At 53.3% G+C, this 15,490-nt stretch carries 13 protein-coding genes; 10 read left to right on the top strand and 3 right to left on the bottom strand.

Translation table 11 applies throughout. The features are described from left to right. Positions 1–56: 56 nt before the first annotated feature. The 6 genes from WHS46_06390 (at position 57) to glgC (ending at position 5,938) form a co-directional block, all read left to right on the top strand. On the top strand, positions 57–1,049 hold the full coding sequence (locus tag WHS46_06390) for a peptidylprolyl isomerase (GenBank protein MEJ5348300.1): 993 nt from the start codon (positions 57–59) through the stop codon (positions 1,047–1,049). 519 nt (positions 1,050–1,568) lie between these two features. Continuing rightward, positions 1,569–2,585, top strand: a complete 1,017-nt coding sequence (locus tag WHS46_06385; GenBank protein ID MEJ5348299.1) for a RodZ domain-containing protein — start codon at positions 1,569–1,571, stop codon at positions 2,583–2,585. 7 nt (positions 2,586–2,592) lie between these two features. After that, positions 2,593–3,369, top strand: a complete 777-nt coding sequence (gene recO / locus WHS46_06380; protein MEJ5348298.1) for a DNA repair protein RecO — start codon at positions 2,593–2,595, stop codon at positions 3,367–3,369. Positions 3,370–3,418: 49 nt separating this feature from the next. Further along, positions 3,419–4,117 (top strand): cytochrome c biogenesis protein CcdA, encoded by a 699-nt coding sequence (locus WHS46_06375; protein ID MEJ5348297.1) that lies wholly within the window; start codon positions 3,419–3,421, stop codon positions 4,115–4,117. Continuing rightward, positions 4,114–4,638, top strand: coding sequence for a TlpA disulfide reductase family protein (locus tag WHS46_06370; protein ID MEJ5348296.1), 525 nt, complete (start codon positions 4,114–4,116; stop codon positions 4,636–4,638). Before WHS46_06375 ends, WHS46_06370 begins: the two co-directional genes overlap by 4 nt. A 22-nt stretch (positions 4,639–4,660) precedes the next feature. Then, positions 4,661–5,938, top strand: coding sequence for a glucose-1-phosphate adenylyltransferase (glgC, locus tag WHS46_06365; protein ID MEJ5348295.1), 1,278 nt, complete (start codon positions 4,661–4,663; stop codon positions 5,936–5,938). 156 nt (positions 5,939–6,094) lie between these two features. Here the strand turns inward: glgC and WHS46_06360 are convergent, their stop codons facing one another. The 3 genes from WHS46_06360 to gatC all read right to left on the bottom strand — a co-directional run bounded on the left by WHS46_06360 (position 6,095) and on the right by gatC (position 10,117). After that, positions 6,095–8,212: a FapA family protein gene (locus WHS46_06360; protein ID MEJ5348294.1), complete on the bottom strand. Its 2,118-nt coding sequence runs from the start codon at positions 8,210–8,212 to the stop codon at positions 6,095–6,097. A 137-nt stretch (positions 8,213–8,349) separates the two neighbouring features. After that, positions 8,350–9,807 (bottom strand): Asp-tRNA(Asn)/Glu-tRNA(Gln) amidotransferase subunit GatA, encoded by a 1,458-nt coding sequence (gene gatA / locus WHS46_06355; protein ID MEJ5348293.1) that lies wholly within the window; start codon positions 9,805–9,807, stop codon positions 8,350–8,352. 22 nt (positions 9,808–9,829) lie between these two features. After that, complete coding sequence (gene gatC, locus WHS46_06350) at positions 9,830–10,117, bottom strand: Asp-tRNA(Asn)/Glu-tRNA(Gln) amidotransferase subunit GatC (GenBank protein ID MEJ5348292.1); 288 nt, start codon at positions 10,115–10,117, stop codon at positions 9,830–9,832. A gap of 180 nt (positions 10,118–10,297) precedes the next feature. Between gatC and WHS46_06345 the strand changes: the two genes are divergently transcribed. From WHS46_06345 to WHS46_06330, 4 genes are all read left to right on the top strand, one after another. After that, complete coding sequence (locus WHS46_06345; protein ID MEJ5348291.1) at positions 10,298–12,193, top strand: ATP-dependent helicase; 1,896 nt, start codon at positions 10,298–10,300, stop codon at positions 12,191–12,193. A gap of 12 nt (positions 12,194–12,205) precedes the next feature. Next, a complete protein-coding gene (gene xth / locus WHS46_06340) occupies positions 12,206–13,006 on the top strand; it encodes an exodeoxyribonuclease III (GenBank protein MEJ5348290.1) in 801 nt (266 codons plus the stop codon). A gap of 3 nt (positions 13,007–13,009) precedes the next feature. Next, positions 13,010–13,948, top strand: a complete 939-nt coding sequence (locus tag WHS46_06335; protein ID MEJ5348289.1) for a sugar phosphate isomerase/epimerase — start codon at positions 13,010–13,012, stop codon at positions 13,946–13,948. Between the two features lie 500 nt (positions 13,949–14,448). Further along, positions 14,449–15,234 (top strand): histone deacetylase family protein, encoded by a 786-nt coding sequence (locus WHS46_06330; GenBank protein ID MEJ5348288.1) that lies wholly within the window; start codon positions 14,449–14,451, stop codon positions 15,232–15,234. The last annotated feature ends 256 nt before the right edge of the window (positions 15,235–15,490 follow it).

Genomic DNA, 15,490 nt, shown 5'->3' with positions numbered 1-15,490 from the left:
TGGGCCTTGGAAAGGAGAGAGAGGGTTCCTTTTGACGAGAAAGGACGTGAGAGCCGATGATGTCCGTGGTTTTTCGAACAGTGGCGCTCGGTGTGTTGGTGGCGTGGAGTTTTGTTGGGACGCCGAAGGCGGGCCAGGCCAAGACGGTGGACTGGATTGTGGCTGTGGTTAACGACGACGTGATTCTCAACAGCGAACTGCAGCGCCGTGTGGAAGACGTCATCAAAGCGGCCGGTCAATTTCGAGACGCTCCGCCCATCGGATCTGTGGATTCTTTGCGTAAAGAAGTGTTGCACCAGATGATTCGGGATAGGCTGACCTGGCAGGAGGTTGCTCGACTCAAGATCACGGTGAGCGAGGCGGAAGTGGAGGAGGCCGTGGCATCCATCGAAAAGGCCAACAACATGACCCGGTGGCAATTGGAGGCCACGCTTCGCCAGGAAGGACGTACCTTTGAACAATTCAAGAAGATGATTCGTCAGGATATGGAAAAGGCCAGGCTTATTGAAAGGGTTTTGAAATCCAAAACGGTGATTACGGATGAACAGGTGCAGGCCGCATTACGCCGTGAAGTGCGAAGCCCGGAAGAAGAGCGGCACCTGGCGGTCATCTTTCTTTCAGCACCTTCAGCCCCTGAAGCCAGACAAACGGTGCGCCGAAAAGCTGAAGAAATTCTTCGTCGTATTCGACAAGGCGAGAATTTTGCCGACCTGGCCCGCGCCTACTCTCAGGGTCCCGAAGCTCAAAGCGGCGGGGACATCGGCACCATTAAAGCCAAAAACATGGCTCCTGCGTTGGAACAAGCCACTCGAAACCTGCAACCAGGCCAGGTAACCGATGTCCTGGAATCGGCCAATGGGTTTTATGTGGTTAAACTTCTGGACGTCAAAAGGCCTGGAGCCAGTGCCGTGGATGAGACTTTGAAGGAAAAGGTGCGTCAGGAACTGTTTCGCATGGAAGTCAACCGGAAGTACGATGAATGGATCCGTGAATTGGAGGCCAAGTCATTCATTAAGATTCATTTGGAGCCTCCTGCATCGGGATCCTAGAAGTCTGTTGGAGAACGAATGCCGCCCAGGAGACGCGGGCATCCCGCTCGCATCCATGGCGGGCCAGACCCACGCGGTCAGACAATAGCCCCGATTCAGGTTTGTAGGGGCGAGACGCCGCTTCGCCTCTACCTAAAACGGCATTCAGCGCAGCGGTTATTGTGTGTTCTTTGACAGGCTCCAAGAGGATGTTCAAGCTCGCAAAAGGCAGAAGCCATGAGACCAGAGGAACAAAGCGCGAGATGGCATGCTTCGCCAAATGTAGGGGCGGACACATGAGTCCCCTCTTGCACAGAGGATGCTGGCAGCTCTGAAAAATGGGGCCGCCCAGGCGGATCGATGCCGACGAGGTTGTGATGTCGGTCTCTCCTTATGGGTTGATGTTGGCAGTGCGGACATGCTACCGGTCGGCTTCTGGGGGTGCGGGAGACCAGTAGACGTGGAACCTCGCGACTTTTCGGCCGACTCTTTAAGGGATGGAATGAAACTGGCTGTTTGAGCTAGGGGAAGAGAATGTCCATGGACGCTCTCAAGGATATTGGAGCTTTTCTTGAAGGTGAGCGGAAAAGGCAAAAGATAAGCCTCGAGGAGCTATCCGAACATACTCGGATCAGTGTGCGGATGTTGCAGGCTTTGGAAGCCGGCGAATACGAGGTGATCGGAACCCCTCTGCTCATTCGAGGATTTCTCAAGGTGTACTGCCAAGCGTTGGGCGTGGATCCCCGACCTATTTTAGAAGAATATGGATCGGAGATTGGGCGTTACGATAACGAAGGTGAACGGCTGAGACGGTATCAAACATGGATGAGGGGAGTACGAAAGGAAAGTGGCACGTTTCTGGTGCTCTTTTTGGTCTTGGCCCTTGGGGTCACGGCGGCGGGTTTATGGGCCGTATGGTGGCCGAAATACCAAATGAAAAGGGCAGCTACATCCAAAGCCCCTTTTGAAGCCGTTTACCCACAGCAGGAACTGCCCGGGGATCTGGCACGAGTGCGGGGTGCTGAAGGTACCGGGGAAAGTTCCGGGACTGAGCGGGCAGGAGCCCATGGGGTTTTGCCGGAAGGAGAAAATCCTGTGCCGTTACCGGAATCGGGGCTCGGGGGTCCAGACGTCAGGGACTTCGAGGAGATTACCCAGCCCAAACAGGAAGGAGGCACCGGAGCAAATCTTGAACCGAAAACTTCTAGAACGCTCACGACTTCTTTACCGCATGAGACGGCCGCTTCGTCTGATGTGAAGACCTACAAAACGGCCATGGAGCCAGGCGAGATACCAGCAGCAACCCACACCTTACTCATTGTTGCCCTTGAAGAAGCGTGGATTCAGGTGCAGGTCGATGATGAAAAGCCACAGGGCCGCATCCTTAAGCCCGGAGAAAGCGCCCAGTGGATCCTTTCTCAATCCGCGCAGCTGTGGACGGGTAACGCCGGAGGTATTCACGTCTCGTGGGATGGAAAACCTCTCAAACCGCTTGGCAAAAAAGGTGAAGTGCTTCGGGTGAAGCTTCCTAACCCTCGTTACTTGGAAAATCCCTGAATCGCTTATGATTCCTGTTGAAACGGAAGCGGTGGTGTTGCACACGCAAGACTATGGCGAATCAGACCGTATCGTCGCTTTTTTCACTCTGACCTCTGGCCTTGTGCGAGCGATAGCCAAAGGGGCTCGACGCAGCCGGAAACGATTCGTTCATGCCTTTGAACCCAACAGTGTCGTCCATCTGACTTTTCGGCACCGAAAAGGGCTTGCATGGGTGGAGTCTTGTCGTTTGGTGGAGGTGAACCTGGCTTTGCGTGCCGACCCTGTGCGTTGGGCTTACGCCGGCCTGCTTGCGGAAACAACCCTGCGCCTTCACCCGGAAAATCTATCAAGTCCAGAATTCTACAAGCTTCTATGCCGCGGATTGGAACGCTTGGGGACGGAGCGTGATTCGGTCAATGTGGCGGCTTTGTTCCTGATGCGCGGCATTCATATTGTAGGGGCTTTGCCTTCCCTGGAATCCTGCAGTCGATGTGGGCGAAAGATGCGTGAGAGTTCGACCTGGTGTCTGTCTCTGAGTGCAGGGCTGTTTCTATGCGAAAGGCATAGCTTGGAAGATGTTCGGGCCTTAAAGTTGGACAAGGGAACGACGGCTCTGCTTCACGCCATGCTTCAAGTGCCTGTGGGAAAAATGTGGCGGTTTCGACTTCGCAAGGAGGTGGCTCACATGTTGGTGCAGGCGGCTGGAGCTTGGGTGGAAGAACAGAGCGGGCAACATCTTAAAAGCCGGCGGGTTCTGGACTCGGCAGCGAATTCCGCATGGGCCGAGCCATGCAGGCCATGACGGCAGCGGGGTAAGGTTCGGTGATGGAGAAAACATATCCGTGGACTGGATGCATGGTTTTGAAACCATAGCCGTAAATACGCCGTATTTGGGAGTGGCTTTGGCTTTTGTGGGCGGGGTGCTCGCCGGGTTCACACCCTGCACCTACCCCATGATTCCCATCACGATAGCCTTCATCGGAAGTCGTGCTCAAGGACGACGTCTCAAAGGTTTTTTCCTGTCCCTCATCTATGTCACCGGTATGGCTCTGGTCTATTCCGCCTTGGGACTGGTGGCAGCTCTTACTGGACGTCTGTTCGGTTCCCTCACCATGAACCCGTGGGTGTATGTGGCTATTGGCAACCTGTGTTTGGTCCTGGCGCTGATGATGCTGGAAGTCGTCCCCGTGCCTTCGTTCGGGTTTCTTCATCGGCTTCAAGTGAGGCCCATCGCGGGGCGGGACGGTTTGTCCAGTTTCCTTGTAGGTGGAGCTTCGGCCCTAGTGGTGGGCCCTTGCACAACCCCAATCCTGGGTGGCCTTTTGACTCTGGTCGCTACCGGACAAAAGCCCCTTTGGGGAGCCCTCATGCTTCTGGCCTTTGCCTACGGTATGGGGGTTTTGGTGATTTTGGTCGGAACCTTTACGGGCCTTTTGGCTTCCCTACCCCGTTCAGGGTTGTGGATGCGGCGCATTCAGCGGTTTTTTGCGATCCTTATGATCGGTGCAGCGGAATATTTCTTTATCAAGGCAGGAGAAATGTGGTTATGAAAAAGCGAATCCAGCAGCTCTTTTTATCTGTATCCATAGCGTTTTTTCTGTGTGGAGTGACACCTGTTTTTGCCGGTTCCATGATTGATAAGATTATGGGATTGGTAGGCAGTGCAACATTCGGAGGGGAAAAGGACTTTGATTTGCCGACCCTTAACGGTGAGCGCGTGCGTTTAAGCGAATACCGAGGCAAGAAGCCGGTTCTTCTGTATTTCTGGGCCATCTGGTGCCCTTCCTGCCAGGCCGCCAAACCGGAAGTGGCCAAATTAAGGCAAAAGACTCCGGAAGATCAGTTGGAAATTCTCGGCATCAACGTTGGATCCGGAGATTCCTTGGAGCGCGTGCAACGTTATCAGCAAGCACATCCCGTTCCTTTCAAGATTCTTTATGATGCCGACGGTTTAGCGACCAAGGCTTTCGATGTGCGAGGGATTCCGCTCTTCGTGGTGGTGGACAAGAACGGTGAGATTGTTTATCGTGACCATCAACTGCCTTCGAACATTCGGCGGTTTATCGAATGACCCGCATGGAAAGGTATTGTGCATGAAAGATGTTCTGACCATTATCATGGCGGGTGGACGCGGTGAAAGACTTATGCCCTTGACACGGGACCGCTGCAAGCCGGCTGTGCCTTTTGGGGGTATCTATAGGCTGATCGATATTCCTTTGAGCAATTGTGTGAATTCTCAACTCTATAAGATCCTGGTTTTCACCCAGTACAAGTCTCAATCTCTGGTGGATCATCTGGAAGACGGCTGGAACATCTTTTCGGGAGCTTTGGGGCATTATTTAAGAATTGTAGCGCCGCAACAAAGGCTTGGGGAAGATTGGTACCGAGGCACTGCGGATTCGGTGCGCCAAAATATGTATCTCATCGAAAAAGAACGTCCTCGTCATGTGCTCATTCTGTCCGGAGATCATGTCTATAAGATGGACTACACGTTATTTCGTCGGTTCCACGAGGAAAAAGATGCGGATGTGACGGTGAGCCTTTTGGAGGTGGAGCGGTCCATAGCGTCTTCTTTCGGCATCGCCGAGGTGGATGAGGATCTACGCATTTGCGGTTTTGAAGAAAAGCCCAAAGATCCCAAACCCATGCCCGATGATGCTTCCCGAAGTCTGGCTTCCATGGGCATTTACCTTTTCAAAAGGGATGTGCTTTTGCGGGTGCTGAAGGAAGGCGATGACGAAGATTTCGGCAAGGATATTATCCCTCGGCTGGTGCGCGAAGCCAACGTCTACGCTTACCCCTACAGACGGTATAATCTCATCAAGGATGAGGTTCCCGTTTATGATCCGCAAGAGGGATATCATTTCAAGACCCAATATCCGACAAGGGATTCCAGCTACTGGCGGGATGTGGGGAGTCTGGACGCTTATTGGAACGCCAATATGGACCTCACGGGGAGTGCCCCCTTTTTCAACCTTTACGGTCGCCGTTGGCCCATGAGAGGCCTTCAGAGACAGGTGCCTCCGGCCAAGTTTTTGGTTTCCACAGTCGATTCGGGTTCGCAGCGTACCGGCACGGCTCGAGATTCCGTGGTTCCTCATGGTTGCTTGATCAGTGGAGGCATTGTCCGTCATTCAGTGCTCTCCTACAACGTGATCGTAAACAACCATGCGCAAGTGGATGAATCGGTGATCATGGACAATGTGGAAATAGGGCACCATTGCCGCATCAAGAAAGCCATTATCGATAAGGATAACGTGATTCCCCCCTATACGGAAATCGGTGTTTCTCCTTTGGAGGATCGAACGCGTTTTGTGGTGACACCGCGAGGCATTACCGTGGTACCTCGAGGCGCCTTTCCTAGAACGTAAAAGCCGCTCCATACGATTGCGAATGCAAGGTCGCGATGCACCGTGGGCCCACCCTTGGAAATGCCAGGTCTAGAATGGTTCTCGTTCGGTCCTGAGTAAGCTTTAGGGGCTTGTCCAATCAAGATAAGTTTAAGGTCTTGCAAGTTATGAGACTATTCAAGGATGCGGGCGCAGAGGAGAGCTCTTTTCCAGACCGGCCAAGGTCACCTTCTTTCTCATGGTGCCTGTGTGAGGGTCTTCCACGGATTTTTCCACGAAGCGAACGGCCTGCACTCTTTCCATGGCTTTCCAGGAGGACTCGGTGGCGACGATCACTGTTCCTGCAGCCACTACGCCTTGAACGATGATCTCAGGCCGATCTTTTCTCATCTTGGCCCACTGCATAAGGGCTTGGGTTTCCTCTTGCAACTCGGCTAGATCTCGAGCGCACTGGGTTCTTCGATCGATCAGTCGCCCGAGCGAGGATTTGAGGGCGTCCTGCACTTGAAACAATTTCTCTACCTTTTGTTCAGCATTCGAGATGGCCTTTCTGAGATCCTTCAGATGCACGTGAACGGATTCGGCGCTGCCTTCGAGCGCTCCCTGTTCCTCAAGCCTACGAATTTCCAAAAGGGTTCGATCCTGAAATTGCACAACTTTTCCAATGGCCAGCTCAATGCCACTTAGGGCCTTTCTTTGTCGGCTTTCGGCGTTCTTAAATCGCAAAGCTCGATCTTTAAGGTATTGCATTCGATCTCGCAGCGAGCTCAGTTTTCTTTTCAAAATGGGGTCTTCACCCATAACAAGTCGACAGCTTTTGGATTTTTCCGAGCCTACATGAAGCAGGAGCATTTTTTCGAAAGCCGTCACTTGTGAGGACAGAATGGTGGCGCTTGGAGCGAGCAAAGACCCTGAGGTTTCGATAATGCTGTCCACAATGCTGGTGGCGATGGCCACATCACCGCAGGCCTCCACGGTGCTTCCCGCAACATGTCGTGCTTTGACCTGGCCTTGTGCGCGGATCGAGGCATTGATGACACCGCCTGAAATGCTCACGTTACCTTCAGCGATGATTTCACCGCCGTGAATCTCCGAAGCCGTCACCGAGGCCGCTTTGACCCGAAAACCTGCCGTAATGGTGCCACTGATTTTCACATCGCCGTCGAAGATCACATGGCCTGTTTTGAGGTCCACGTCTCCGGAGATTTCCAATTCCGAATGGACACTGATCTTGCCATCGGCAGTTATTTGGGGACGTCCGGTCCGTGCAGCATAAATGTGCGCGCCGTCTTCGGAACGAGTGGTTCCTTTGCCACAGCGCAAAAGGATATCCCGAGGCTTGGGCGGTTCAATCGAACGACCGAAAACGTCGATACCTGGGGTTCCGGGTACGGGTGGAATTTTCTCAGCCAAAAGATCGCCTTCTCGAACCAGGGGGATTTCCCCTCGGTCACGAAAGTCCACGGATCCTCCTTTTCTAAGTCGTCCGACCTTAAGTGGATCCGTGTCGAAATGGTACCGAACGGAAGCATCTCGGCCGGGCACCGGGGAATCACCGCGGGCGACCACAAGAGAGCCTTTAGAGCCTGGCTTGGAGACCCATTGCTGGACAAGGTCTGTAGGCAATGATCTTCCGTGGCAGATACCGTGCCTATCAAGAAGGGCGTGCAATTCTTCGACAGTAACATCGGAAGGAGGCTTCTTTGTCCAGGTTAGAGAAGCTTCGAGACAATCCGAAGACACGACGACGTCGAAAAACTCTTCAAGGAATTTGAGGCGTTCAGAAGAAACCCCTGAAGCCGTCTCGGAAGCTTGGGGCTCTATTGTACAGACGGTGGATTCGGTCTCAAGGCTCGGCGAGACGCTTGCCGCAAAGGATTCTTTCAAGGCTTGTATGGCGCTGAGGTTCAGAATGTTTTCTTCGTAAAGAACGTGTTCGATGGAATAGTATTTCCTTTCCAGTTTAAAAAGCTCCATCTGGCGAGCCAGCACACGTTTTTCGTCCCTTGGAAGCAAAAAGCCTTTAGAAACCGCGTGGGATAAAAGAGGTTTTTCCCGTTCTCGAAGCTGATAAAAGCGCTGCAACTTGAGAAGAGCCCTCATCTGAGCAGGGCTGATGACGCCCATCTCGACGAGAACTTCTCCTAGAAGTTTCTTTTCACCCGCTGATGCCAATTTTTTTTGGGTTTCCAAAGCCTTTTGAACGGTTTCCTTGGAAGCCAATCCGTAGCGAATGACCAGTTTGCCGAAAACGTGCTGGGCCTTGGCTTTTTGGGTCTTTTCCTCAAGGGCCATGGCAAGCCTTTCGCTGTGTGAGTGCAAGGGGCAGCGAGACGTTTTCTATTGCTACAGAAACGTCGCAGAATCGTCAAGCTATTGACACAACGAAAACGCTTGCTCACCGGGACCCTGAAGAGCTTAATCCCGAGCGATTATAACGAAACCGTGCGCCGTTCTTCTCGTGTGGCCTGTTCGAAATGGAAGGCTGCTCTGAGCACCACCGCTTCGCCCAAGTGCGGCCCGAGGATTTGCAGGCCGATGGGCAAGCCCTGGGAAGTGTAGCCACAGGGAATAGAAAGGCCGGGAATACCGGCCAAACTTGCCGGTAGAGTAAAGACGTCGTTGAGGTACATTTGAAGAGGGTTTTGAGTCTTTTCGCCCAAGATAAAGGCCGCGGTAGGCGATACGGGAGCCAACAGCACATCACAGCGCTCAAAGGCTTTGAGAAAATCTTGCCGAATCAGGCTACGCACCTGGGAAGCTTTACGGTAGTAGGCGTCATAGTAGCCGGAGGACAGGCAGTAGGTTCCTAACATAATGCGTCGTTTGACTTCCGCTCCGAACCCTCGGCTTCGAGACTCCTTGTACATGCTTAGAAGATCTCGAGCTTCGAAAAATCGATACCCGTATTTAACGCCGTCATAACGTGCCAAGTTGGAGCTGGCTTCCGCCGGAGCGATGATGTAATAGGCGGCGACACCGTATTCGGTGTGAGGAAGAGAGATATCCATGAGTTCCGCGCCAAGTTCTTTAAAAACTTGGCACGCTTTTTCGGTGGCTGAAGCCACTTCGGGGTCTATCCCCTCGTTGAAATACTCTTTTGGTAATCCCACACGAAGCCCACGAACGGGAAGCGCCAAGGCCGAAAGATAATCGTCGGCCGGTCGAGCGATGGATGTGGAATCTTTGGGGTCATGCCCTGCTAGTAGAGAAAGCAACAGAGCGGCATCTCGAACATCTTTGGTCATGGGTCCGATCTGATCGAGGGAAGAGGCAAAAGCCACTAACCCATAGCGGGACACGCGTCCATAGGTGGGTTTCAAACCGACAATGCCGCAGTAGGAAGCCGGCTGCCGAATGGACCCTCCAGTATCTGTTCCCAAAGCAGCGGCGCACAGGTCGGCGGCGACGGCCGCGGCGGACCCGCCGCTGGATCCTCCGGAGACATGGTTCATATTCCAGGGGTTTCTTACAGGACCGAAAGCCGAATTCTCATTGGACGAGCCCATGGCGAATTCGTCCATGTTTGTTTTCCCTAAAAGGATGGCTCCCGCAGATTTCAGCCTTTCGACGGCGGTGGCGTCGTAGGGTGGGTGAAAGTTTTCAAGAATCTTTGAGCCACACGTGGTGCGAATGCCCCGAGTGCACAGAACATCCTTGATGGCCAAAGGGATCCCTGCCAAAGGAAAGGCCGTGAGGCTTTTTCGGCCGGCATCGTAGTCTTGGGCGTCACTGAGGGCCTGTTCGGCGGTGACTGTGAGAAAACAATTGAGTTGAGGGTTCAGCGCTTCGATCCGGTCCAGATAGGCGCGAACCACTTCCGTCACACTGAATTCTTTTGCCAGCAGGGCTTTTCGAAGCTCGTGAATAGTCAAGTGCGTCACAGACACTTCTTTCTTTCCTTCACAAAATTCAGATCACTCGGGGGACCACAAAATTAGCGCCATCGCTCTGAGGAGCATTGGAAAGGGCTATGTCTCGATCTAAAGAGTTCTGAACCTGGTCCGGTCGAAACACGTTTTCCTGCTCTATGGCATGGGTCGTGGGAGGCACATGGGTCGTGTCCACTTCGCTAAGTTTGTCCATGTATTTCAGAATCATATTAAGATGCTTGGTCATGGCCAGCTCTTCCTCGGGACTGAGACTGAGCCGAGCCAACTCCGCCACATGTCGAACTTCCTCCACAGTGATCTTTTCCACTGGCCCATCCCCATGATGCATAACGTCATTTTTTACTGCCCATACCGCAAGAGCGATCGGAAGATTAACACAAATCGCCTCAGCCTCACAAGGATGGGTTGCAGTTCGATCTCTTTGCTTCTAAGATTTTCCCCTCTGATGGGAACCCCATGATGCAGAAAGGAAGACAAAGGACTATTCATGGACATCACACTCACACCGGCACAGCAGGAAGCTGTGGAATCTCTCGGGCGCCCTGTTTTGGTTGCGGCCGGCGCCGGAAGTGGCAAGACGCGAACTTTGACCGCCAAGATCGCCTATCTTGTGAACGTTCTGGGTTACGATCCCACGAGGATTCTAGCCATTACCTTCACCAACAAGGCTGCCGATGAGATGAAACGTCGTCTAGAGGCGATGACGGGGAAGCCTGCGCACGCCTTTCCCTGGGTTCGCACCTTTCACAGCGCCTGCTTTCAGATTCTCAAGGAACACTGTGATCTCTTGGGCTATACGCGCCCTTTGAGCATCCATTCCGAATACCAACAGCGGATGGACATGAAAAAGGCTTTGGCGGAACTGGACATTGATCACACGTACCTGAACGCTTATCGAGCCGCCGTTTCTCGGGCCAAGAACAGCGATGATCCTTGGTCGTATCTGGCAACAGGAAGCCGACTGTACCGTGTTCAAGAAGTGTACGAACTGTACAATCGCATTCTGGCTCAGCACAATGCCGTGGATTTCGATGATATTTTGGCCCTCACACGAGAGCTTCTCACCAAGAATGAATCCGTACGGCGCCGCTGCCAAGAGTTGTTCGATTATGTGTTGGTCGACGAGTTTCAAGACTCCAATGCCGTTCAGTGCCGCATCATGGATCTGCTGCTTCGAGACGGGAATCTGACGGTTGTGGGAGACGATTACCAAAGCATTTACCAATTCCGAGGGGCGGATCCATCCTTTTTTATTCATTTCCCAACAAATTATCCTCAAGCCAAAATCGTTCGCCTTGAAGAAAACTTTCGATCCACACGGCCGATCGTGGCAGCGGCGGAAGCCCTGATCGCCAAGAACGTTTCACGTATTGAAAAGAAGTGTTTCAGCCGTCGCGACGGCAAACCTGTCGAGCTGCGGCGGTTCCTTAGCGACGATGACGAGGCGCAATGGGTGGCGTTGCATTGCCGAGAACTGCACCTTTCACAAGGCATACCCTTTCGGGACATAGCGGTGCTTTATCGAACAAAATTCTGCTCCATGGTTTTGGAACGGGCCATGCGTCACAAAGGGGTGCCCTATACCATGATGGGGGGGCGAGGTTTTTTTGAACGCCGTGAGGTGCAGGACATTCATGCGTATCTGATGAGCGCTCTGAATCCTAGAGATGATGTGGCCTTTGAGCGCATTCTGAACGTGCCTCGAAGAGGCTTGGGAACGGCCACCCTGAAAAAGATTCTGGCCACAGGAGGCTCCGCGACTCCACTTCAGGAAAAATGTCGACGCGCTTTAGACCGCGGACTTCTCGGCAAAAAAGTTGCCACCGCTGTCGAAGAACTCTTGAACCTCCTGGAACACCTTCGAGGACTGAAGCCTCATGAAGCGATCGAAACCGTGGTGAAAACGTGCCGCTATGAAGATTACCTGAGGGACATCAGCGAAGGGGATGAAGATTTCGTATCACGCGTGGAAAACATCGAGCAGATGATCCATGCGGCACGTCAAGCCTCGGATATGGAATCGTATTTGGAATCTTGTGCCCTGATTCGTGAAGATCAAGACGACGCCGAAGCGGGCACCGGGGTTCGTCTGGCGACGTTTCATGCGGCCAAGGGTCTGGAGTTCCAAGTGGTTTTTGTGATCGGTGTAGAAGAAGGTCTATTGCCCCATTGGCGCTCGGTTCAGCCGGCCGCAGGCGGTCCCGTGACTGAAGAAAATCTTCAAGGTCTTGAAGAAGAACGGCGGCTCTTCTATGTGGCCATGACGCGTGCCGCCGGCGAGCTGTACGTTTCCCATGCCATGGTGAGAAAAGGGGATGTGGTGAGGCCGAGCCGGTTTTTATCTGAACTTCCGGAAGAATGTGTCGTGCGACGAAGTTGGTAGGCGAGGCGTAAAATGTTATGGAAGGCGGCGACATTCAACGTCAACGGTGTACGGGCGCGCCTGGACCTGCTGCTGGCCTGGATTTCCGAACAACAGCCTCATGTGTTGTGCCTACAGGAAACCAAATGCCAGGATGCAGCTTTTCCTCGACAAGCCTTTGAATCTCTGGGTTATCAGTGTCTTGTCAAGGGTGAAAAATCGTTTAACGGCGTTGCGATTCTGACTCGGGAAACTCCTGAGTCCGTGGTCATGGAAGCGGGTGATTCGGTGCTGGACCAGGAGGCACGTTTTCTGGCCGTATACCTCAATGGGTTTTGGATCATTAACACCTATGTGCCGCAGGGACGATCACCGGAAGATCCCGCTTTTCGCTACAAGCTGGATTTTTTGGATCGCACGGGCCGATGGATTCGGGATCGCTTTTCCCCTCAAAGTTCAGTCATGTGGACGGGTGACATCAATGTGGCCCCCGAACCCCTCGATGTCTACGACCCCAAACGGTTGGAGGGCGAAGTCGGCTTTCATCCTGAAGAGCGCGCCAAGCTGAAGGAACTCATGGCCTGGGGATTGGTTGATCTTTTTCGACGCCTGCATCCTCAGGACAAGCAATTTACCTTTTGGGACTATCGACTTCCCAAAAGTTTTGACCGTAACTTGGGGTGGCGTCTCGATCACATGCTGGTCACGGAACCCGTGGCGCGTCTCTGTGTGGATTGTTTCGTGGACATGACGCCACGGGCACAGGCGAAGCCCAGTGATCACACGCCCTTGGTGGCCGTCTTTGACGTGGCTCAAAGGCAACCGGAGGCTTAAGCAATGGTTCTTGGAATCTCTACGTCTTGGGCGGCGGGACAGCTCAGCCATGGGCGGGAGGTGGTGGAACGCTGCAAGGCCTTCGAAGTGACAGGGCTGGAATTGGACTACCGTTTACCCCCGCCCATGTTTCAGCAGCTGGCGGCGGCTCTTAAAGGGTCTGGGTTAAAACTTTTCAGTTTACATAATTTCTGCCCTGTTCCTGATCCGGTGCCTTGGGATCGCGTCAGCTCCGAGCCTTTTCTTTTAAGTCATCCAGATCGTGAGGAACGCCTTCGAGCCGTGCGATGGACCGTCAAGACAATGGAACATGCCCATGAGATGGAAGCTTCATCAGTGGTGCTGCACTGCGGTTACGTCGCCATGGACGCCGAGCTTGGAACCCTTGTGACACTGTGGGAAACCGCCGGAGCTCAAAGCTCGGTGTATCGTGCTTTTTTGGAGCGCAAGTTGGCCGAGCGTCGGGAACGGCGAAAACCGTTTCTTGACGCTTTGCTTTGGAGTCTAGACCGGCTGGCACGGGAGGCTGAAAGACTGGATGTTAAGCTCGTCTTGGAAAACAGAGCTCACTACCACGAAATGCCGAACATGGAGGAATACCAGATACTTTTCGACGAACTGGAAGGAGCTCCGCTGGCATATTGGCACGACACCGGACATGGGTATTTGATGCAGATTTTCGGTTGGGGAGATCCCATGGAAATGCTCCACACCTGGAGACATAAGCTGGCAGGGGTTCATATTCACGATGCCGACGGAAGAAACGATCATCTTTCCCCAGGATCTGGTCACATTGATTTGAAGCCCGTCGTCCACCTGGCATGCCGTGAGGGCCTCCCTTTGATTATGGAACTGAAACCTGGGACTCCGGAAAAAGATGTCAAAGCCGGGCTCCATCATGTGCGTGAGCTGATGAAGACTTCTCCTCAGGAAGCTCACTGAGAACGAACCGTTACCTGAAAGGTTGGCTGGCTTGCCCTCACAAATAGCGGGCCTAACCCTGTAATTCCTGGAGTGGACATAGTTTCAGCCTGTAGGGGCGAGGCGCCGCTTCGGCTTTAGTTGAAAACGGCCTTGGACGCACGGTCACTGTGTGTTCTCGGACAAGCTTCCAGGAGCTTTTTCGAGCATGTCGTCTTACGGAAATGTTCTCACGAGGTGGTCCAAAAACGAAATTCTCCGTGGGAGCGCAGGCCGCACGCCCGCACAAATGGTGGGCCAGGAGCCCAAGGTTCCAGGGCACGGGCCAATTTCCGGCTTTTAGGGGCGAGGCCTCACCTCGCTCCTACCATGAACACAATACGGCGGAGGGGTCATTGTGAGTTCTTGGGCACGCTTCTAAAAACCCGGGCCTCTGGCCTGATTCTCATTGGGGGTGAGACCAGCGCGCTTCCTGGAAAACGGCGTTTCTCAGACACCTGGTAAGCCATTGGAGGCTCATTATGAAAGAGCATCGACTTCCTGTCTTCACCCATGATCTTTTCCTGGAATCCTACACTCGAGATCCCGCCGCGGCTCCTGGACGCATAGAATGTATTCGTGATGCCATTGCTGATTTAAGTGAGTTCCGTGAGGCTCTTCCGGCTTCCTGGGAAGATATTCAAAGGGTTCACACGTCACGACATATCCAAGAAGTGATTCGTGAAGGGCTGGACCGTGTCGCTTCTTTGGCGGCCGGAGCCTCCGTGATGGCCGCCGTGGAAGGTTTGCAAAGGCCTTCTTTTGCCCTGGTACGGCCACCTGGACATCATGCATCCGCCGATAGTTCCTGGGGATTTTGTTATTACAACAATGTGGCCATCGCTGTGGAACATCTCAAACACCATGGCTACATCAACACGGCTTACGTTCTGGATTTCGACCTCCACTACGGAGACGGCACTGTTAACATTCTTGGCGAAAAAGGCTACGTCGCCATTTTGAACCCTCAAGCCGAGGATCGAAAAGAATTCCTTCGGCTTGTGGAAAAGGATCTCGGGGAAACCCAAGCCGACATCATCGCTGTTTCAGCGGGCTTTGATGCCCATCAGCAAGACTGGGGCGGTCTGCTTCTGACTGAAGATTATGCCTCCATGGGTGCTATGGTGCGGGCGGCTTGCGTACGATTAAATGCAGGATGTTTTGCCGTTCTAGAGGGAGGTTACAATCACGCCGTTCTGGGGAAAAACGTTCGAGCCTTTCTCATCGGGCTTCTTGGTCTGGAAGGATCCTTCCAAAAGAGTGCTTGAGGCTGCCTAAGAGCTTGTCTGAGAATAAATTTTTCCAGTGGGGCGCGGACGTTCCGCCCGCACAAACGAGGGGCTAGAAGTCAGCCCTCTGAGGAAAAGACACCGTTTTAGGTTTGTAGGGACGAGGCGCGGGTCGCCTCTGCAGATCCGAAACCAGGACATTTCAAGGGGGCACGGGCGTATCATCTGCCTAAGTATCAGGCTACAGATTCGCTATTGTGGGAGAAATCCGTTTTCAAACGTAGTCCAGGTTGAA

This window comes from Desulfosoma sp. (assembly GCA_037481875.1).
In the GTDB taxonomy this organism is placed as follows: Bacteria; Desulfobacterota; Syntrophobacteria; order Syntrophobacterales; family DSM-9756; genus Desulfosoma.
This window is presented reverse-complemented; position numbering and strand designations above follow the sequence as displayed.

Coding starts and splice junctions, on each gene's coding strand:
- WHS46_06390 (MEJ5348300.1), top strand. CDS start 57: ATGATGTCCGTGGTTTTTCGAACAGTGGCGCTCGGTGTGTTGGTGGCG.
- WHS46_06385 (MEJ5348299.1), top strand. CDS start 1,569: ATGGACGCTCTCAAGGATATTGGAGCTTTTCTTGAAGGTGAGCGGAAA.
- recO (MEJ5348298.1), top strand. CDS start 2,593: ATGATTCCTGTTGAAACGGAAGCGGTGGTGTTGCACACGCAAGACTAT.
- WHS46_06375 (MEJ5348297.1), top strand. CDS start 3,419: ATGCATGGTTTTGAAACCATAGCCGTAAATACGCCGTATTTGGGAGTG.
- WHS46_06370 (MEJ5348296.1), top strand. CDS start 4,114: ATGAAAAAGCGAATCCAGCAGCTCTTTTTATCTGTATCCATAGCGTTT.
- glgC (MEJ5348295.1), top strand. CDS start 4,661: ATGAAAGATGTTCTGACCATTATCATGGCGGGTGGACGCGGTGAAAGA.
- WHS46_06360 (MEJ5348294.1), bottom strand. CDS start 8,212: ATGGCCCTTGAGGAAAAGACCCAAAAAGCCAAGGCCCAGCACGTTTTC.
- WHS46_06345 (MEJ5348291.1), top strand. CDS start 10,298: ATGGACATCACACTCACACCGGCACAGCAGGAAGCTGTGGAATCTCTC.
- xth (MEJ5348290.1), top strand. CDS start 12,206: ATGTTATGGAAGGCGGCGACATTCAACGTCAACGGTGTACGGGCGCGC.
- WHS46_06335 (MEJ5348289.1), top strand. CDS start 13,010: ATGGTTCTTGGAATCTCTACGTCTTGGGCGGCGGGACAGCTCAGCCAT.
- WHS46_06330 (MEJ5348288.1), top strand. CDS start 14,449: ATGAAAGAGCATCGACTTCCTGTCTTCACCCATGATCTTTTCCTGGAA.